Genomic DNA, 19,320 nt, shown 5'->3' with positions numbered 1-19,320 from the left:
TCAACAGGTTCAGTTCAAGGAAAATAACCGAAGGAATGATGACGCCTTTCGAGGTTGTTTGACGCAGAAATGAACCTGTTGATGAGCTCCCGAAGGGCGAGATTGATTGGCTCCTGTCCTGCGTTACTGATTTTCAACGTAGAATGACTATGTTTACAAATCAGTGCCTTGCTCAGAAACCAATCAATGCTCGCTGAATATGCATCTTGAGGTCACTTGGGTATATACTTTTTATATCTAAATTTATTCCCCGACCGCTCAGGAGACAATAATGCAATATACATGGAAGAAGGCTTTGATTACCGGAACGCTGGTATCTCTGTCATGGAGTTCTCTGGTACAGGCAGAAAAATTACCCGGTACAGGCATTACCGTCCAGCCGCTCCAGTCAACCGTCGCTGAAGAGACATTTCAGACGCTGATTGTAAATAAGGCAATGGAAGCACTTGGCTATAAGGTGCTGCCCACCAAAGAAGTCGATTACAATGTGGGGTATACCTCTATCGCCAACGGTGATGCCACCTATCTGGCGGTCGGCTGGTTTCCGCTGCATGAAGCAAAATACAAACAGGCAGGCGGCGATAATAAATTTTTTGTTGGCGGACAATATATTTCTAACGCAGCGCAAGGCTATTTGATCGACAAAAAAACCGCTCAGCAATATAACATCACCAATATCGGGCAGTTAAAAGATCCCAAACTGGCAAAATTATTTGATGCCAATGGAGACGGAAAAGCCGATTTAACCGGTTGTAATCCCGGATGGGGCTGTGAAGGTGTGATTGAACATCAGCTGGATGCCTTTGGGTTGCGCAATACGGTGACCCACAATCAGGGTAACTATGCAGCCATTATTGCCGACACCATTAGCCGCTATAAGAACGGAGACCCAATCTTATACTACACTTGGACACCTTACTGGGTGAGCGGTGTATTAGTTCCCGGTAAAGATGTGATCTGGCTGCAAGTGCCTTTTTCGGCATTGCCCGGTGCACGTCAAAATGTAGATACAACCCTGCCAAACGGGAAAAATTATGGTTTCCAGATGAATTCGATGAAAATCGTTGCCAACAAAAAGTTCGCTCAGGAGAACCCGGCAGCCACCAAACTCTTTGAGATCATGAAACTCAATATCAATGATGTCAGCAGCGAAAATATGATGATGAGTCAGGGTAAAAACAGCCCGGCTGACATTGAAAATCATGCTAACAGCTGGATTAAAGCCCATCAGATGTTGTTTGATTCCTGGATCAAACAAGCAAAAGAAGCAGCGGAATAACCCTCAAATCCGGAAGTCACTGTCATGCTGGCGGTGACTTCCGGGCAAATCTCATCCGGAGGTACAGATACATTGGAAAAACATGAAGAACTCCTGGTCGCACTCAGGCAGATTATCCGTATCTTTGATCTGTACTCAAGACAACTGACTAAAGAATATGGACTCACCAGTCCTCAGTTAATATTGATGCAATCGATTCGTCTTTCTGAAAATCAAACCATCCGTGAACTGTCTCACCAGACGAATATGAGTCAGGCAACAGCAACCAGTATTCTGGACCGGCTGGAAAACCGCGGGTTTGTTGTCCGGATGCGGGATCAGAACGATAAGAGAAAAGTGCATGCTGTATTGACCGACAGCGGTCTGGCTGTACTGAATAAGGCACCTCAGTTAATGCCTCAGGATTTTATCAATCATTTCCAGTCTCTGGAGTCATGGGAACAAAACCTGATTCTCTCATCGCTCAAACGCGTGGCAGCGATGACACAACAAACTGAATCAGCGGATACACCAGAATCAACCAACAGATCAGAATAAGCAACTTTGCCGAAAAAAAGCCCCCTGCAGAATCCAGACGCTGATGGCAGCAGATGGTATACAATCCGATCAAACCACTTTCTTCAACAATCATGATAAACAGTACCCATGATCCGGGTAAAACACCGCAACATACTGTCGGACAAAGGCCATCAATGCATCATCCCGGCAGACCCTGAAAGGGGGGAGATAAACGTCAGTTGGACATGAAAGCAAACGACTCGCTTGCTCCGGTATATTTTATACCTCATCTTTGCGGTCAATCACCCGGACAAACAGATGAAATTTTAGCGGAATTTAACTGAATTCATCGGCAAGCACACCATAAATTCCGGAGTTCATAAAAACGCCGTCTTTCTTAATATGCTGCCGTAATTCCCCCTCATAACGCATCCCAAGACGCTGTAACACTTTCTCTGAATTGAGATTATGAGTGAGGAAAAACGCATAAATACGGTGTAAAGCGAGCCGGGAAAATCCATAATTGACTGCCAGTCTGGTGGCCTGAGTCGCATAACCGTTTCCACGGAATGGCTTACCAAGCCAGTAAGCTAACTCTGCATTTTCAAAGCGGTAGTTAATGTCCAGCAAAGAAACCACGCCCATCACCTGGTGGTCATGACGACGCTGAATCGTAAACGTGATACCGTGACCTGACTGACGATCCTGATCAAGATGCTCAATCCACTCTTTGGCCCAGCCTGCGGGTAACGGATACTGAATGCTCAGACTGGTCGATGCAATCAAAGGATCGTTCGCTAATTTCTGAATCACCGGCGCATCACTCCGGCGAACCGGAACCAGTGCAAGTACCTCATTCATCAGCAGAGAAGACTCTGTGAGTTCAAAATCAATCATTCAATCACTCCGGTCAGGCATCAGGACAGATAATATATCCGCCAGGACAATATATCCGTCAAGACAATATATACGGATAGCGGATCCGGATATTGCGCGCGATATCATAGAATCCGGAAGCATCCGTTTTTTTATTTTTTATCATTCAGTCTGATATTTTGTCCCAGAGCATCCATATCAATGCCCTTCTCTGCCAGCACCTTTTCAATTGCCGGGAATAAAGCGCCCAGACTTTCATGCAAGGTATCACGCACCGTATCAACGACGACCTGAGTGCCCCGTTCAATTTCAACATTCACCAGATCACCAGCCTGTTTTGCTTCAAACGTCGTCATCCGGCGGGTTTCAGGAATCAGCCAGACCTCAAACCAGCCAGCCTGCTTATCAACAGCAGAGATCGTCAGGCTGGCGCCATTGAGTGCAATATAACCTTTCGGGAAGACATAACGCTTCCATTCATCCGTGATACCAAACCGGATACAGTAATTATCTTCTTCCTGCACGACATCCAATACCGGTGTTTTAAAATCAACATGCCCCGATAATGGATGCCCGCCAATCTCAGCACCATCTTTTGCTGCCCGTTCCACATTCACCCGGCAGCCCGGCGGATAATCACTCAAAGTCGTAATACGCAGGCTTTGCAGCATGACATCAAACTTAACCTGCACCGGTGAGAGGATTTCAGTGACTGTCAGGCAAACGCCATCGACTGCAACACTGGCACCCGTTTCCAGCCCGTCACAAAAACCCGGTTCGAATGTGATAACAAATGTTCTGATACCCCGTGAATCAGTGACTTCAGCTAACGTGGCAACAGACTGAATAATACCGGTAAACATAGATCTTTCCTTACTGCTTTGCTTTGAGATGCTTCATATGTACTACGATTACCGCACTACGTCCAGTGATTGAATGATGACGCCTTTTCACTGCAAAGTATGTTCACTGTAAGGTATGAAACAGACCGGGTGAAACAGGGAAGCGGTCACTTCCCTGTTTGTGGCTCATGACTTTTGTCCACTAATGACAGTTTCAGCTCATGGCTTTTGTCCACTAATGAAAGACATGTCTGCTGAAATGAAGGCACCGGCTGTTCGGTCCCATCAGTTTGATGAAAGAATCTCTGCTCAGTTTAATCAATGTTTCATGGTCACCAGCTTCAAGATAAATAAAATCAAGTTCTGCTAACGCTTTATCATAGACAACCGGAAGATGGTACACGTGACCCACCGGGGGTACTGCGCCATTTTCACAATCTTCAAACATCTCATAAACATCATGCTCTTTGACTAAATGAAAAGAAGCAAACAGTGATTGATTCAGCTGAGGCATATTAACATTTGCATTTGCGGGAAGTACTGCCATCAGATGCCGGCCATCATGATCTTCCAGAATGATTCCTTTCGCGAGGCTCACAGGCTGAATATTGGCCGCGACAGCACTGTGAAGCGAGCTGTAACTATGGTTGTGTTTCACTGTCTCGTAATCAATATGATTATCCGACAAATAACAATCAAGTCGGGTTGCTATGGTCATAATAACCTCCGCATTCTCTGTTCCCTCTTTGAGTATATACCCTGACAGCCAGTTTGAGTCGCTGACCGGATAATTTCCCGGTTTGTCAGAGAGTTTACGTTTGAATGAAAAGTATTTAATATGCACCTGATTTAACAATAATTTATCAGCCACTCAACAGGAAACCTATGACTCATTTACTCGCAGACTATACCCGTCACAAGGATAATAATTTTAATCTCATCCGTTTTATTGCTGCTTCACTGGTGCTGTTCAGCCACGGTTTTGCATTGACAGGACATGCAGAACCTTTAAGCACCTCACTCCATATGACCTGGGGGTCAATCGCGGTCGACATTTTTTTTATTACCAGTGGCTTTTTAATCACCGGCAGCTATCTGAACCGGAATCACCTCCTGCACTTTACAGCCGCAAGATTTTTAAGGATTTATCCTGCGCTGCTGGCCGCGATCGGCTTTTGTATTGTGACCGGTGCGATGCTGACACCACTCAGCCTGCCGGATTACTTAGCAAACGGGCAGACTCATGAATTTATACTCAAAAACATGACGCTGTTTTCCGGTGCCGGATTTCTGTTGCCCGGCGTTTTCACCGATCTTCCGTTCCCTTACGTGGTCAATGCCTCTCTCTGGACACTTCCTTATGAGGTCTGGATGTATGCAATACTGGCATTACTCATGATCATGACCACCATGCTCAACCGATATATCTCCTTTCTCTCAATGAAACGGGTTTTTCTGGTGGTGGCCTCTGTCGCAATCATGACGCATATCGTGCATCACTTTCTTCCGGCAGCCCCGGCAGCCCCTGCTTCATCTTCAGCACCACCGGTGATTGAGAATTTTATCCGGATGTTTTCGATGTTCTTTGCAGGTGCTGCACTTTATATCTGGCGGGATAAAATATATCTGTCTGCCACATGGTTATACGGTGGTTTATGTGTATTGCTACTGTGCGCTTTCTGGCAGCAAGATGTGTTCTTTGTCATCTACTGTCTGATACTGCCATTGTTGTTATTGATGCTGGCTTACCTGCCAAATGGCAGGATTCGCAGCTTCAACCGGTTTGGGGATTACTCCTATGGCATCTATATTTATGCTTTTCCGGTACAGCAATTAATCGCCACATGGCTTCCCGGTGTTTCAGTACCGGTGATGGCTGGCTTGTCTTTTGTGCTCACTCTGATGCTTGCCATGATTTCGTGGCACTTGATTGAGAAAAAAGCACTACGAATGAAAATGAATGCTCAGCCAGCCCGGCCCCTACAAAACACCTGATAAAATTCAGATTGCCGGCCGATTTTTCCGATTGTTTTTCGCCCTTCGGCAGACAGGCCTGGCCGCAGTGGCAGCAAGCGATGAAAACAATCAGGACAGACCGGTCGGTCTGTCCTGAAACAGGTATGTCCTCAAACAATATGCCCTGATGAAAGATGTCCTGATATGATAACAGGCACCTGAGATTCAGAGCTGGAATCGTGCCAGTGCCTGATCGAGATGGCGTGACATATCCGCCAGTTTTTCACTCTCCTTAGCCAGCAAACTGGCCGTACCGGACACTTCAGATGCAGCATCGTTGGCACCGGAAAGGTTCCTGTTCATCTCTTCGGCAACAGCACTCTGTTCTTCAGAGGCCGATGCAATCTGCACTGTTTTATCACTGATATGCTGGATATGTTCAACAATCGTTGTGATATCTGAGCCACAGCGCTCAGAGCATGTGACACTGTCACCTGCTAGTGCCTGACTTTTTTCCATCATTTCCGCGGTTCCTTGCGCGACTTTTTGCAGTCGGTCAACGGTTTTCTGAATGTCTTCGGTCGATGTATTGGTCCGGCTGGCAAGATTACGGACTTCATCAGCAACCACTGCAAATCCCCGGCCCTGCTCTCCGGCACGCGCCGCCTCAATGGCGGCATTGAGCGCCAGCAGATTGGTTTGCTCAGAAATGCCGCTAATGACTGAGGTGACATCACTGATTTCCATCACACCTTCATTGAGCTGCGCCACATGCTGCACCGCATGTTCAAGTGCTTCAGACAAAGACTTAATACTGCCGATGCTTTGGGTCACATCATTTTGTCCCAGTTGCGCTTCGTCGATCGCACTGACGGTATCTTTGGCTGTGGCTTCAGCATGGCTGGCAACCTCTCCGACCGTCGCGCTCATTTCATTCATAGCCGTCGCCAGCTGGTTCAGCTGATCCCGCTGATCGGTCACCAACTGGCTGGTTTCTTCAGCCGAGCCCGAAATACGCATTGCTGCTTCAGACACAATCCGGGCGGATTCGACCGACTCTCTTAATGCCTCACGTATCGAGTTGATCCCATAGTTCGTCCGTTCTGCAAGCCAGCCAAATTCATCTTTCCCCAATACAGGAATATTGGCCTGAATATTTCCGGCCGCAACGTTCTCCATCGTTGCCACCACAGATTTCAGCGGACGGGTGACGGAGCGGGTAATCACAAAACCGAGAAAACTGATCACCAGCACACCTCCCAATGCACTCATGCCCATCGTCCACAGCTGTGTGTTAATTTCCCGGTTCACATCGTCCAGCGGCATGCCAGTTCCCAGCACCCATCCCCAGGGGGAAAAATGGTGCATAAATGACATTTTCTCGGTTTTGGTGCCGTCTTTTTTCTCCCATGGATAACGGTAAACACCGCCCTCCGGCTTGAGCCCTTCTGTAATCAAAGTCTGCCAGTGCGGAGCGACATTTTTTTGTCCGATATACTGTTTCAAACGGGTATTAATGAGCATGGTTGTGTCTTCAGCCATCACAAAAACATAATGATCGCCATTGAAGAAAATTGATTCGATTAACCCTTTTGCCCGGACTTTTGCCTCCTTTTCCGGATAAGTCTGGTTCAGATAATTCAGTTGACTAATCGTCGTTTCTAACACGGCTTTCAGTCGCTGCTTCTTTTCCTCAATTAAGTTCTTCCTCAACTCGTACTGGGAAATATAAAGCAGGATACAAAAACCAATAACGGAAGCCACAACTAAAAATGCCAGCTTCCAGCTGACTTTAATATTGCTGAAGTTAAATATCACGGGATCCACCTTAGCCAAGAAATTATGTATCCCCAAGCCAGCAGATGATGTGGTGTTCAGCGAAATTTGTCCGGGCTTGAAACAAGGTACTGAATCATGCATCGTCAGGTTTTTTGGGGATATTATGGTAATACTCACTAAGTTTAGGCATGGAATGATAATACTGGCTAATTTTCAGACAAAAAAATATCACTCAAACTGATTTCACATTGAAATCCCATCAAAACGGTCTGAGCTGATATCCAGTGTCATCAGACAACGCCCGACAATCAGCGCTCTTTCCACCAGCGTGGTTAAATCACAGTACTCCCGATCCGTATGCGCATGACCACCTACCGGTCCGGTGCCGCACAATGTCGGAATCCCCATCGAAGCCGTCCATCCGGCATCCGAACAGCCACCGGTAAATTCACCATCGACTTCAACACCAATCTGCTGCGCCTGAGTCCGGTAAAGGCGGAGCAACGACTCACTCATCCGGGCTTCAAAAGGCAGAAATCCAGCCACTTTGGTCAATGCGCCAAGCACACCCGGCACGCCATGCTGCACAACGCACTGCTCCAGCTTCTGTGCCAGCGCTTCTCCCAGCTCTGCGGTTTTAAACCGGACATCAACCATTGCTGATGCCTGTTGAGCTACGGTATTCGGCGTTGTCCCCCCGGAAATCAGCCCGACATTAGTGGTGATCCCTGCCTGATAATCAGTCAGCTGATGGACAGACTGAATCATTCTGGCCAACGCTTCAATAGCACTGGCACCATCGGCATGGTTGACACCCGCGTGGGCAGCCCTGCCCGTGACATCAATCCGGTAACTGCCGCCCCCTTTACGGGCACTGACCACATTGCCGGAAACGCGTCCCGGTTCAGCATTAAATACCGCATCCGCCCCCTGCAAATATTCACGGATCAGATGCTGACCATTCGGCGAGCCGATCTCTTCGTCACCGGTTGCCATCATCTTCAGGGTAAACGGCAAAGGATGCTGCTGATGTAAACGGTGAAACACCATCATCAGAAAGGTATTCATCACCAGTCCGGCTTTCATATCAGCCACGCCGGGGCCATACGCCATACCGTCTTCTTCCCGGTAAGGGCGCTCAGCCACGGTGCCTTTTGTGAACACCGTATCCATATGGCCGGTCAGAAAATAACAACGGGCGGAATTTTCACCCACTTCTGCCAGCAGCGCACAAGTGTTCTGCTCATCCAGCCGCCGCACCTGAATGCCTGCCTGCTCCAGCACGCCGGCCAGACAATCGCGGACCTGACTCACACCATCCGGGTCATGGCTGAACGAATCAATATTCACCAGCGTTTCCAGCAGATGTTTCATTGCCGGCTCATGATCACGCAGCCAGCCTGACACCGACTCAATCATTGCTTGTTTATTCATTTCTCAACTCCCTGACTGACACACCACTTTCCCCTAAATCCCAGAATACACCGGTCATTAATTGCAGGCTTTCCAGCATCACAGAGCCTAACACATGTTCATCCGGACCATGTTGTAAACAGGCAGGGTAAGAGTGCGGTACCCACAACGTCGGCAGGCCCAGCGTGTTGGCAAAGCAGTCATTCGGAATTGAACCACCCAGATTTGGCAGCAGCGTGGTTTTTTTCCCTGTGGTTGCCGAGACCGAATACAGAATCCAGTTCACCCACGGATCATCCGGATCAAGACGGGTGGCCGGCATCAGATGCATTTTACCGCTCACGACTTCAACATCTTCAAACCCCTGCTGGTCAAGGTGATGACGAATCGTCTGAAGAAAATTGTCACTGTCACTGCCAACCACAAAGCGGATTTGGGCATGTAAGGTTGCCTGTCCCGGTATCGCATTCAGGGGCGCAGCGGGATTACCGACATTCATGGCTAAAATCTCCAGCGTATTCCAGCCAAAGAGCTGTTCCGCCGGAGAAAGTCCGGGTTCTCCCCAATCGGGAGTGATTTCCGGATCACCCTCGCCCTGCCCGACCGGAATCTCTTTTACTGCTTCTTTGACGGCGTCCGGCAGATGGTCCGGCAGCAGCCCCGGCAGCAAAATTTTACCCTGAGCATCCACCATCGTTGCCCAGGCACTGGTCAGGCGCGTTGCCGGATTGACCAGCACGCCACCCCAGTTGCCGGAATGATGGCTGCCCTGGCGCAAATTCAGTTTCAAGTCAAAATTCATCGCTCCGCGGGATCCCAGAAAAACCGTCGGCAGCTCAGCACCAACCCGCGGGCCATCGGAGGCAATAAACAGGTCGGCCTTTAATCGTTCCTGATATTGTGCACAAAATTCAGCCAGCCCCGGAGAACCGGCCTCCTCTCCCATTTCCAGTAAGATTTTGACATTAAATCCGAGCTGACCGCGCTGTTGTAATACCGTCTGCAAGGCCGCCAGATTGACCGAATGCTGCCCTTTATTATCCGCGGTGCCGCGGCCATACCAGTAATCACCTTCAGTCACCAGCTGCCATGGGGACAAACCATCCCGCCACTGTTCATCGTAACCGAGTACCACATCCCCGTGACCATAGGTCAGCAGTGTCACCAAATCAGGATCTTCAATCCGTTCAGCCAGCAGAAACGGCCAGGCACCGGGTTCATCAGCAACCGGATTCGGCAGAATTTCACACTGGAATCCCATCTCAGTCAGGGCAGGAATCATCGCGGTGGTGAGGTAGTTGTTTAATGCAGCCGTCCCTTCAGGGATCTGACTCTGGCTGGGAATCGCCACTCTTTCCTTCAGCGTTTGCAAAAAAGCGCCGGATTCAAAATACCGGGTCACCTGTTCGATGGCTTGTTCACGACTCATATAAACTCCTTTGGAACCTGTGACTCAGGCTGGCAGCGAATACCACTGCCACTGCCGGATTCATTTCAGGTTGATGTGGGTTCAGCCGGCTGTCTGCCAGCTGAACTGTTCGATATCCGGCAAACCCAAATCCGGGTCCGGCGTCAGAATGGAAGCAAGTAAGGTTTGTGTATAAGGATGTTGTGGCTGATGAAAAATCTGCTGACAGGGGCCATGTTCCACGATTTCCCCCTGATACATCACCATCACCCGGTCGGCCAGATGTTCGACCACCGCCAGATTATGGCTGATAAACAGATAAGTCAGGCCGAGTTCATTTTTCAGTTCAAGTAACAGGTTCAGAATCTGGGCCTGTACGGAGACATCCAGCGCCGAAGTGGGTTCATCACAAATCAGAATCCGGGGATTCAGGATCAGTGCCCTTGCAATCGCCACCCGCTGACGTTGCCCGCCGGAAAGTTGTCCGGGATATTGCTCCAGCAAACGCTCCGGCAAGCCGACTTTGGCCGCGATGTCCTGCACCGCCTGCATCTGTTCTTTCGCCGTGCCAATCCGGTGCAGCTTTAAAGGCAGACGGATAATTTCCGCAATTTTTTTACGCGGGTTGAGTGATGAATACGGGTCCTGAAAAACCGGCTGAATCAGCCTTGCCAGCGCCAGACGGTCACTGAGGTCGATTTCTTTATCTGCAATCAACACATTACCTGAACTGGGTGCCAACAGGCCGAGAATCATTTTCGCCAGGGTACTTTTCCCGCAGCCAGATTCTCCCACCAGCCCGACCACTTCTCCGGGTTGAATCCGCATCGACACCTGATTCACCGCCGTCAGCCGGGTTTTCTCTTTCCACATCCCCTGTTTCAGTTCGAAATGCCGGGTTAAATCACACAACTCAAGCGCATATTCCATCATTCACCTCCCCGGTATGGTTGATTTCCGTGGTGCTGATTTCCACGGAATTGATTTGCCCGGAATGGATGCCCACGGGACAGCGCACCTGATGCCCGTTTCCGCGATCCTGTCCGTTTCCGAGATCCTCTAAGCGGGGCGATGTATTGCGGCAGGCCGGGACAACATCCGGGCAGCGGTTGGCAAACGCACATCCGGTCACTTCACCAATGAGCCCCGGCACAACGCCATGAATCGTATGCAGCATTTCTCCCGGACGGGTTTTTCCAGGCACCGGAATACATTGAATCAGTCCGCGGGTATAAGGATGGGTCGGCGCGGTAAAAATCTGTTTGGTGGTGCCCGTTTCCACAATTTGTCCGGCATACATCACCGCAACCCGGTCAGCAATCCGGGCGACGACACCTAAATCATGGGTAATAAAAATCACCGCGGTACCGAACTCCTGCTGCAATTCGCGGATCAGTTTAAGAATCTGTGCCTGTATCGTGACATCCAGCGCCGTAGTGGGTTCATCGGCAATAATTAAATCCGGTTCACACATCAGCGCCATGGCAATCATCACCCGCTGGCGCAACCCGCCGGACAACTGATGCGGATATTGCTCCAGCCGGGCTTCAGGGAATGGCACTCCAGCTCTTTCCAGCAGATACACTGCTCTTTCCCGTGCCTGTGCTCTGGTGACTTTTTTATGCAACATTAAACCTTCACACAACTGGTCCCCGAGTTTAAAAGCCGGATTAAGGCTGGTCATCGGTTCCTGAAATATCATCGACATTCTCAATCCCCGCAGTCCGTTTCTGGCTTTGCGTTTCATGGTGAGCAGGTCGAGACCATCAAAATCCATCTGTTTTGCCCGGCACTGAGCCTGTTTCGGCAGCAATCCCATCAATGCCATGGAAGTCATCGATTTTCCACAGCCGGACTCGCCGACCAGACACAGCATTTCACCGCGCCGGACATGAAGATCAATCCCCCGCACCGCATTCAGCAACCCATTGGCGGTCGGCAGGCTGACTTCCAGTTCACGTACATTCAGTATATTTTCCATCTCTTCTCCCTGCGGCCTGAGTCAGCATTTCTGACCCTGTTGCGGGCATCAGGCGGATATCGATAAGCAGACCCTCCGCGCCAGGGATGGCGCGGTGGAGCCCCATGGATGGGTTTATGCGTGTCTGCGTTCGATCTCTGCCTGATGACTCTCCATCCCTTAAGGTTTGTGACCTAATTCCGGTGTTGCGGTGCGTTCATATCCCGTAAGCCATCCCCGACCAGATTAATTGCCAGTACCAAAATCATCAGGGCAATGCCCGGTATCGCAATCACCCACGGCTGGAAAAACATATAACCTTTCCCTTCAGCCACCATCAGCCCCCACGACGGCAGTGGCGGCTGCACACCCAAACCTAAAAATGACAGCGTCGCTTCCAGCAAGATCGCATGCGCCATTTCCAGTGTCGCCACCACAATCAGCGGGCTGAGAATATTCGGTAACAACTCACGCAGCAGAATATAGGGCGTCGATGCCCCGAGTACTCTGGCTGAAGCAATAAACTCCGCCTCCCGCAGCTGCTGCGTAGTTGCTCTGGCCACCACAGCAAACCGATCCCATAATAAACAGCCAAGCAGCACAATCACCACTTCCAGCGAACCACCAACCAGTGAGGCCAGCGCCAGCGCGACCAGAATCACCGGCATCGCCAGCCGGGTGGTAATCAGATAGCTAATCACGGCATCAGTTTTGCCACCAAAATAACCCGCCAGAATCCCCAGCGTGGTGCCAATCACACCCGACAAAAATGCCGCAGCGAGACCAATCATCAGAGAAATACGTGCGCCATAAAGCAGGCGGCTGAAATAATCCCGCCCGAGCTTATCGGTGCCAAGCCAGTGTGCCCAGCTGCCTTTGTCATGCCACACCGGCGGAATCATTCGTTGCGTCACATCCTGTGCATACGGATCATGCGGGGCCAGCCAGGGCGCCAGAATCGCAGCAACGGCAATCGCCAGTAAAACAATGGCGCCCAGTGTCAGGCTGTGATGCCCTAATACTTGACTCAGTGCTTTACGCCACGGCGGGATTTCCGGCACGGTGTCCATCAAAGACTGAGAAATACTTGCGGTTGTCATCCTTTTCTCCTTTATCAGGTGATTCTGAGCTTCGGATCCAGCACAGCATTGAGCAGGTCCGCAAAGAAAGTCAGCACGATATAGAACAGCGCAATTAACAATACAATCGCCTGAACCACAGGATAGTCATTCCGGGCAATCGAATCCCAGGCCAGTTGCCCGAGTCCTTTCAGAGAAAAAACCGATTCGATCACAATGGAACCACCCAGCATAAAACCGAGTTCAACAGCCAGTAGCGCGACGACCGGAATCACCGCATTCCTCAACGCGTGTTTCATGACCACACGGGTTTCACTGAGTCCTTTCGCTCTGGCGGTACGAATATAATCTGAGCCCATCACCTCCAGCATCCCGGTCCGGGTCAGGCGCATAATCGAAGGTGTCGCATAATAGCCCAGCGCTATCGCCGGCAGAATATAGCTTTTCCAGCCGGTATTGCCGCCCGCGGGCAGCCAGTGCAGGTTCACCGCAAACACAATAATCAGCACCAGACCGAAGAAAAAGCTTGGCATTGCCTGACCAATAACCGCGATCATTAACGCCGCCCTGTCAATCCAGGTATCCTGCCGGATCGCCGCCACAATCCCCAGTGGAATCGCCACCAGCGTTGCCACACTCAGTGCAATAAGGCCCAGCGTTAACGTCACCGGCAGTCGCTCATGAATCAAAGACATCACTGACTCGGTAAAATAATAAGACTGACCGAAGTCCAGATGCAGCGCCTGCCATAGCCAGCTGAAATACTGCACATAAAGCGGCTGATCCAGCCCGAACTGTACCCGGATTTGCTCCACCTGTTCTGCGGTTGCTTCCGGCCCGGCAATTGCGGTTGCCAAATCGCCGGACAAATGCAGCAACATAAAGCAAACAACGGAGACGGTCAGCGCTACACTCAGCGCCATAAAGAAACGTCGCAAACAGTAACCTGCCATGATTTCTCTCCCTGATGATTCCGTTCATCCGGGACATCCTGACGGTGTCCCGGACATTGATTGCCGTGTCTCTTACTTCCAGCTTGATTCCCAGAAGCGGGGCAGTTCATCCGGATAAGCAGAAAAATTCAAATCTGAGGTGAACGCATAATTACTGGTATAGGAGAACATCGGTGCCCAGTATGCCTGCTCTGAGGTGCGCTGAATCGCTTTGCGGTAATATTTCAGCCGGGTGGCCGGATCAACCGATGTATCGGCTTTCTCCAGCCATGAAATCAGTTCCGGATCCTTATCTTCATCATCCGCGCCTCCCTTGAAGTAAACGCCGGTAATCGCCGAGGCATCATTGATAGAGAAAGAGCCCCACGTCTGGAACGCCATTGGCACTTTACCAGCCCGTTGCAGGCTTCTTAATGCGGCATAATTCATAAAGTGCAGTTTGGCTTTAATGCCAACATTCATCAGATTACCGATAATCGCTTCAGCATAATCCCGGTCACGGTAGGCATAGATATCGGTACTGAAGCCATCCGGATACCCTGCTTCTGCCAGTAGTTTTTTCGCTTTGGCCGGATCATAGGGATAAACCTTCGCGGCTGAAGTATCACAGCCAAACTGAGACGGGAAACACGGCGTATATAAAGGGCGACTGCCACCCCGTACCAGTTCATGCGCCAGTCCGTCCCGGTTAATGGCATAGTTCACCGCTTCCCGCACCCGCAGGTCTTTAAACGGTGAGTTTTCCTGTTCCGTCCCACGGCTGTTCAGCGTCAGGAAGCCAACCCGCATCGTCTCGCTACTCAGGACCGAAATATTTGGCATCATTTTCAGCTGTTCAGCCTGATCAGACGGCACCCGCCAGATCCAGTCAACTTGTCCGGTCATCAGCTGCGCAATCCGGGTTTCCGGGTCCGGGATTAGCACAAATTTCAGTTTACCGATTTTCGCTTGCCCTATCGGACTGTCTTTGAAGTAGTCCGGGTTTTTCACCAGCAGCACTTCCTGACCACTGACCACTTTGGTGATTTTGTAAGGTCCGGTCCCGACCGGTGCTTTGTTAAACCCAGCCAGACCGACTTTTTTAAAATAAGCTTCAGGATAGATAGGTAAAGGCCCGGCCAGATATTCCAGTGCCGCCGGGAATGGCTTTTTCAGTTCAAATTCAACTTTATACGGCCCAAGCTTATTCACGTGCTTAATCCAGCTGATATTTTGCAGGGTGACGACTTTAGACACCGGGTCAAGGCCATAATTGAAGGTAAATGCCACATCACTGGCACTCAGTTCATCGCCATTGTGAAACTTCACGCCCTGACGAATATCCATCACCAGGTGAGTTGAGTCTTTCCATTGCCAGCCAGTTGCCAGCATCGGCAGATACTTCCCGGTTTTCGGATCCCGATAGACCAGTGTGTCCCAGGCCAGATGGCCGAGAATCACCCCTTCCCGCAGATTATTGTGATAAGGGCTGACATTTTCCGGCCAGCTGTTCGATGCATATACCAGCGTATCATCCGCTTTATTGGCAAGCGCCTGCGTTGTTCCCAGCACACAAAGCAAACCAGCCAGAGGTAAAAGAGGTCTCTTGAACCGTAACATAAGCACATCCTTATACTTCGTATTATTCACGCTACACCTTGTCCGGAAAATCCGTGTCACCGATACAGATTCATCAGATCAGTGCAGACCACAAAACAGTCAAAAAGGTTGACTTTTATCCGATACTAGAGGATTTATGATGTTGCCACAATTAGAGAAAAAGCAATTATTCATTGCCATAAAAGCAATGATAGATCACCATAACAGGGCACCAAATTAGCGCAACTCAACCGACAGAGAATCATCAAATTTTCCAGGAGGAACAATGGCAGCACTGCATTCCCTGACTTCACCAGCACTCAGATACTTTCTGGAAGTCGCCCGTTGCGGCTCGATTAGTGAAGCATCACTGCACCTGAATATTGCAAGCAGTGCAATCAGCCGGCAAATATCCGCGCTGGAAGACCAAATCGGCACGCCATTATTTGAACGCCGTTCCAGAGGTATGATTTTAAGTGCTTCCGGAGAATTGCTGGCTGCCTATGCACGCAAAGTTCAGCTGGAAACAGATCGGGTGATTGGTGAGATTGATGCGCTGGAAGGTCTGCAAAAAGGACGGGTAACCATTGCGACCACGGAAGGATTCGCCATGGAGTTCATTCCGTTCATCATTGGGCAGTACCAGAAAATATTTAGTGGTATTCAGTTTAAGCTGGATATTTATTCACCCAGAGAAGTCGCCAATATCATTCGTAAAGGGGATGCTGATATTGGACTGGCGTTCAGCCTGACACCCAGTGAAGATATCCGGGTTCTCTTTTCGCAACCGTCTCCGGTGCTGGCCATCATGCACCCGGAACATCCGCTGGCCGGGCGGAAAAAAGTCAGTCTGTCACAACTGACGGCTTACCCGCTGGCTCTGCCCTATCCGGATACCACAGTCAGGCAGTTATTCGATATTTGTACCAGCCAGCAGCAACTGAATTATCAGATGGCTTTTGTCAGTAACTATCTCGCGGCATTAAATCAATTTGCCGTGAATAATAACGGGCTGTCACTGTCCGGAGAAATATCCGTCCGGCGACTGGTACAAACCGGCCGGGTCCGGGCCATTCCAATCACCGATAAAGGCATGGGAATCCGTAATATTGAAGTTCAGGTGCTGACAGGCCGGACACTCCCTAAAGCTGTTCAGTCTTTTGCGGATTTTCTGATTGGGCACCTGCCGCCGGATGATGTTGTGAAGTGATCCGTTGAATTGTCCGGTCATCTTTCCGATCATGCCGTAGCAGGCATAGTAAAAAGTATTACACTTAAACAGACAAGTTCCTGACCGGGCAAGCCCTGCATACATGTGGGGCTGTATCCAGATTACAGCCATTGAACGAGGAAAAAGAGGTTATCTATGATTGAAATCATCCCGAACTGGCATCCGGTTTTTGTACATTTTACCATCACTCTGATTACGTTTTCAGGACTGATGCAGTGCTTTATCTGGCTGAAACGCCCTGACACAAATCATCCGGTCAGGTTTACCCATAAATTTATCAATATTACGGGTCTGATTGCGATTATCGTTACCATACTCTCTGGCTATCATGCATACAGCACTGTTGGGCATGATGCAGTATCGCACCTGGCAATGACAGCACACAGAAACTGGGCCATGCTGACCTTGCTCATCTTTGCTGCTGGTGCCATCATGAGTCTGATCTGCCGGAAGAAGCTGATGGTGCCAATCAGTGGTATTTTTCTGGTTTTAGCCTGCTTACTGGTAACAGTCACCGCTTACAAAGGCGGAGAGCTGGTTTACAGATACGGATTAGGCGTACTCAGCCTGCCGGATACACAATCATCCGAGCACCATCATGATAATGGGCATACACCGGACAACCCGCATCACACAGGAAACCTTGACGCATCCAATCACCATGACGATGGACACCATCATTAATTGTATCCTTCAGAAATTTTATCCCCTCAAAGTAACCGCATCAGCGTGTGGTGAGGGGATTTTCAATCAACAATATCGGACACTGAGACCCGATAGACGTTGATTTCACTCATCAAACATTCTTCGTCTGAATACACTACCTTTGGATGATCAGATCATATTTTTCCCATGCTTATCAAAGATTGAATTTGACGATAGTTCAGATGTTTATGCGTTTATCTCCGCTTTCGGTGCTCATGTCAGGCTGACATCTCAATACGGTCAGAAACACAACCGCATGCAGCTCATCCAAACAGGTTCAGATCAGCATAGATGCGACAAAAGCCAAAAACCTCCAACGTAAAAATTCAACAATCCCGATTCCGGGATCCCATTTCCGGGACAGACCTCCCACCAACGGGACACCTCATCTACAAAATCAAATAAAACTCTTTAAATTCATTGACATAAAATCTGGCACAGCTTGTGCTCTGTTCTCCGGGTCAGCTTTTTTAAAGATTATATAAAGGAATCATCCGATGGATAAACCCAGGGTCAGGAAACAGCCCATACTACGCCAGCGCAATCTTATCATCGCTATAGTCATCTTAGTGACCGGAGTGCTCGGTACCTCTGCTGTGACCTTCCGGCCATCTGAATACACATTATCCCGCGAGCGGATTCAGATAGCTCAGGTTCGCCGCGGCAACATGACGGTTGAAGTCCGCGGTAACGGGATCTTCGCCCCGAAATCCATTCGCTGGATCTCGGCCTATGCCGACGGGCGGGTGGAAAATGTCGCCGTGAAAGCTGGCACCCGCGTTAAAGCCGGTGATGTGATTGCCAGATTAAGCAATCCGGACCTCGAACAGCACGCTCAGGAAACAAGCTGGGCATTACAGGCAGCAAAGGCAGCACATCAGGCACTGAAGATGAAACAGCAAAGTCAGTTACTGGATGCCAAAGCCCGGATGTTACAAACCCGCCATCAACTGGAAAAAATCAGCCTGAAATATCGTGCTCAAAACCAGCTTCTGCGGCAAAACAACGGCGCGGTATCGCGCATCGATTATGACCAAACCCGCCTTGACCGGGCACAGTTTCAGGAACAGCTCACCATTGAGCAACAACGGGTAGAAAAACTTAAGCTGACACAGCAGGCAGAGCTGAGTGCCGATAAGGCCAGCGTGAATCAGTTACAAAATGCCCTGGAGCGGGCACAAACGCGGTTCAATGCGCTCACCATCACCGCTCAGCAAGATGGCATCATTCAGGCCGTGAACATTGAAGCCGGCCAACAGATACCCCGCGGGTTTAACGTCGCCAGACTGGCACAGCCAAAAGACCTGATTGCCGAGCTTAAAATTCCGGAACGCCAGATCCGTCAGGTGATGACCGGACAAACCGCCACCATCAACACCCATGAACACCAGATTCAGGGCACCGTGATTCGCATCGACCCTTCGGTTTCTCAGGGCACCGTGCAGGTTGATGTCGCGCTCACCGACACCTTACCGCCGGAAGCCCGTCCCGATCTGAGCATCGAGGGCACGATTCTGGTTTCAGCACTGCAAAACATCCGGTATGTAACGCGTCCGGCTTTGGCACAGAGCCATTCTCCGGGTACAGTATTCAGACTGTCGGCTGACGGCAAAACCGCAGTCCGGGTACCAGTGGTGTATGGCAAAGGTTCCGCTGACAACATTGAGATAAAAAAAGGCCTGAAAGTCAATGATCGCATCATTACCTCGAATCAACAGGCCTGGGCACATACGGACACCGTTCGTCTGATTGATGAACACTGA

17 protein-coding genes are annotated in these 19,320 nt (G+C 49.9%); 6 read left to right on the top strand and 11 right to left on the bottom strand.

Annotated features, from left to right (window positions below):
• Positions 1-271 precede the first annotated feature (271 nt).
• Both proX and OCV29_RS19525 read left to right on the top strand, forming a co-directional pair.
• A complete protein-coding gene (proX, locus tag OCV29_RS19530; RefSeq protein ID WP_073602081.1) occupies positions 272-1,279 on the top strand; it encodes a glycine betaine/L-proline ABC transporter substrate-binding protein ProX in 1,008 nt (335 codons plus the stop codon).
• 72 nt (positions 1,280-1,351) lie between these two features.
• Positions 1,352-1,816: a MarR family winged helix-turn-helix transcriptional regulator gene (locus OCV29_RS19525; RefSeq protein WP_084193193.1), complete on the top strand. Its 465-nt coding sequence runs from the start codon at positions 1,352-1,354 to the stop codon at positions 1,814-1,816.
• 297 nt (positions 1,817-2,113) lie between these two features.
• On the opposite strand, the gene OCV29_RS19520 is transcribed toward OCV29_RS19525, so the two are convergent.
• The 3 genes from OCV29_RS19520 to OCV29_RS19510 all read right to left on the bottom strand — a co-directional run bounded on the left by OCV29_RS19520 (position 2,114) and on the right by OCV29_RS19510 (position 4,213).
• Entirely contained in the window at positions 2,114-2,674 is a 561-nt protein-coding gene (locus OCV29_RS19520) for a GNAT family N-acetyltransferase (protein WP_084193172.1), read from the bottom strand.
• 131 nt (positions 2,675-2,805) lie between these two features.
• Positions 2,806-3,516 carry a riboflavin synthase subunit alpha gene (locus tag OCV29_RS19515; protein ID WP_073602079.1) on the bottom strand — a complete coding sequence of 237 codons (711 nt, stop codon included), beginning with the start codon at positions 3,514-3,516 and terminating at the stop codon, positions 2,806-2,808.
• 214 nt (positions 3,517-3,730) lie between these two features.
• Positions 3,731-4,213 carry an aminoacyl-tRNA deacylase gene (locus OCV29_RS19510; RefSeq protein ID WP_073602240.1) on the bottom strand — a complete coding sequence of 161 codons (483 nt, stop codon included), beginning with the start codon at positions 4,211-4,213 and terminating at the stop codon, positions 3,731-3,733.
• 167 nt (positions 4,214-4,380) lie between these two features.
• Here OCV29_RS19510 and OCV29_RS19505 point away from each other — a divergent pair, with 167 nt between their 5' ends.
• Complete coding sequence (locus OCV29_RS19505) at positions 4,381-5,490, top strand: acyltransferase family protein (RefSeq protein WP_073602078.1); 1,110 nt, start codon at positions 4,381-4,383, stop codon at positions 5,488-5,490.
• Positions 5,491-5,676: 186 nt separating this feature from the next.
• On the opposite strand, the gene OCV29_RS19500 is transcribed toward OCV29_RS19505, so the two are convergent.
• The 8 genes from OCV29_RS19500 to OCV29_RS19465 all read right to left on the bottom strand — a co-directional run bounded on the left by OCV29_RS19500 (position 5,677) and on the right by OCV29_RS19465 (position 15,642).
• Positions 5,677-7,266: a methyl-accepting chemotaxis protein gene (locus tag OCV29_RS19500; protein ID WP_073602239.1), complete on the bottom strand. Its 1,590-nt coding sequence runs from the start codon at positions 7,264-7,266 to the stop codon at positions 5,677-5,679.
• Between the two features lie 207 nt (positions 7,267-7,473).
• A complete protein-coding gene (locus tag OCV29_RS19495) occupies positions 7,474-8,664 on the bottom strand; it encodes a M20 family metallopeptidase (protein ID WP_084193170.1) in 1,191 nt (396 codons plus the stop codon).
• On the bottom strand, positions 8,657-10,072 hold the full coding sequence (locus tag OCV29_RS19490) for a M20 family metallopeptidase (protein ID WP_073602077.1): 1,416 nt from the start codon (positions 10,070-10,072) through the stop codon (positions 8,657-8,659). Before OCV29_RS19490 ends, OCV29_RS19495 begins: the two co-directional genes overlap by 8 nt.
• Before the next feature lie 81 nt (positions 10,073-10,153).
• The gene (locus tag OCV29_RS19485; RefSeq protein ID WP_073602076.1) at positions 10,154-10,984 is read right to left on the bottom strand and encodes an ATP-binding cassette domain-containing protein; all 831 of its coding nucleotides are present in this window, start codon (positions 10,982-10,984) and stop codon (positions 10,154-10,156) included.
• Complete coding sequence (locus tag OCV29_RS19480) at positions 10,965-12,032, bottom strand: ABC transporter ATP-binding protein (RefSeq protein ID WP_084193169.1); 1,068 nt, start codon at positions 12,030-12,032, stop codon at positions 10,965-10,967. Before OCV29_RS19480 ends, OCV29_RS19485 begins: the two co-directional genes overlap by 20 nt.
• A 173-nt stretch (positions 12,033-12,205) precedes the next feature.
• Positions 12,206-13,111, bottom strand: a complete 906-nt coding sequence (locus OCV29_RS19475) for an ABC transporter permease (protein WP_073602075.1) — start codon at positions 13,109-13,111, stop codon at positions 12,206-12,208.
• 14 nt (positions 13,112-13,125) lie between these two features.
• The gene (locus OCV29_RS19470; RefSeq protein ID WP_073602074.1) at positions 13,126-14,043 is read right to left on the bottom strand and encodes an ABC transporter permease; all 918 of its coding nucleotides are present in this window, start codon (positions 14,041-14,043) and stop codon (positions 13,126-13,128) included.
• Positions 14,044-14,115: 72 nt separating this feature from the next.
• The gene (locus tag OCV29_RS19465) at positions 14,116-15,642 is read right to left on the bottom strand and encodes an ABC transporter substrate-binding protein (RefSeq protein WP_073602073.1); all 1,527 of its coding nucleotides are present in this window, start codon (positions 15,640-15,642) and stop codon (positions 14,116-14,118) included.
• A gap of 265 nt (positions 15,643-15,907) precedes the next feature.
• Between OCV29_RS19465 and OCV29_RS19460 the strand changes: the two genes are divergently transcribed.
• From OCV29_RS19460 to OCV29_RS19450, 3 genes are all read left to right on the top strand, one after another.
• Positions 15,908-16,831 (top strand): LysR family transcriptional regulator, encoded by a 924-nt coding sequence (locus OCV29_RS19460; RefSeq protein ID WP_073602072.1) that lies wholly within the window; start codon positions 15,908-15,910, stop codon positions 16,829-16,831.
• A gap of 156 nt (positions 16,832-16,987) precedes the next feature.
• Positions 16,988-17,536, top strand: coding sequence for a DUF2231 domain-containing protein (locus OCV29_RS19455; protein ID WP_073602071.1), 549 nt, complete (start codon positions 16,988-16,990; stop codon positions 17,534-17,536).
• Between the two features lie 518 nt (positions 17,537-18,054).
• Positions 18,055-19,320, top strand: coding sequence for an efflux RND transporter periplasmic adaptor subunit (locus OCV29_RS19450; protein WP_073602070.1), 1,266 nt, complete (start codon positions 18,055-18,057; stop codon positions 19,318-19,320).

It is taken from the genome of Vibrio aerogenes (genome assembly GCF_024346755.1).
Lineage (GTDB): Bacteria > Pseudomonadota > Gammaproteobacteria > Enterobacterales > Vibrionaceae > Vibrio > Vibrio aerogenes.
The sequence above is the reverse complement of the archived record's forward strand: the minus strand, read 5'-3'. Positions and strand labels throughout refer to the sequence as shown.

What these genes read in the sequence shown, in the direction of transcription:
- proX (WP_073602081.1), top strand. Translation starts at nt 272, where the DNA reads ATGCAATATACATGGAAGAAGGCTTTGATTACCGGAACGCTGGTATCT.
- OCV29_RS19520 (WP_084193172.1), bottom strand. Translation starts at nt 2,674, where the DNA reads ATGATTGATTTTGAACTCACAGAGTCTTCTCTGCTGATGAATGAGGTA.
- OCV29_RS19515 (WP_073602079.1), bottom strand. Translation starts at nt 3,516, where the DNA reads ATGTTTACCGGTATTATTCAGTCTGTTGCCACGTTAGCTGAAGTCACT.
- OCV29_RS19510 (WP_073602240.1), bottom strand. Translation starts at nt 4,213, where the DNA reads ATGACCATAGCAACCCGACTTGATTGTTATTTGTCGGATAATCATATT.
- OCV29_RS19505 (WP_073602078.1), top strand. Translation starts at nt 4,381, where the DNA reads ATGACTCATTTACTCGCAGACTATACCCGTCACAAGGATAATAATTTT.
- OCV29_RS19495 (WP_084193170.1), bottom strand. Translation starts at nt 8,664, where the DNA reads ATGAATAAACAAGCAATGATTGAGTCGGTGTCAGGCTGGCTGCGTGAT.
- OCV29_RS19490 (WP_073602077.1), bottom strand. Translation starts at nt 10,072, where the DNA reads ATGAGTCGTGAACAAGCCATCGAACAGGTGACCCGGTATTTTGAATCC.
- OCV29_RS19485 (WP_073602076.1), bottom strand. Translation starts at nt 10,984, where the DNA reads ATGATGGAATATGCGCTTGAGTTGTGTGATTTAACCCGGCATTTCGAA.
- OCV29_RS19480 (WP_084193169.1), bottom strand. Translation starts at nt 12,032, where the DNA reads ATGGAAAATATACTGAATGTACGTGAACTGGAAGTCAGCCTGCCGACC.
- OCV29_RS19475 (WP_073602075.1), bottom strand. Translation starts at nt 13,111, where the DNA reads ATGACAACCGCAAGTATTTCTCAGTCTTTGATGGACACCGTGCCGGAA.
- OCV29_RS19470 (WP_073602074.1), bottom strand. Translation starts at nt 14,043, where the DNA reads ATGGCAGGTTACTGTTTGCGACGTTTCTTTATGGCGCTGAGTGTAGCG.
- OCV29_RS19465 (WP_073602073.1), bottom strand. Translation starts at nt 15,642, where the DNA reads ATGTTACGGTTCAAGAGACCTCTTTTACCTCTGGCTGGTTTGCTTTGT.
- OCV29_RS19460 (WP_073602072.1), top strand. Translation starts at nt 15,908, where the DNA reads ATGGCAGCACTGCATTCCCTGACTTCACCAGCACTCAGATACTTTCTG.
- OCV29_RS19455 (WP_073602071.1), top strand. Translation starts at nt 16,988, where the DNA reads ATGATTGAAATCATCCCGAACTGGCATCCGGTTTTTGTACATTTTACC.
- OCV29_RS19450 (WP_073602070.1), top strand. Translation starts at nt 18,055, where the DNA reads ATGGATAAACCCAGGGTCAGGAAACAGCCCATACTACGCCAGCGCAAT.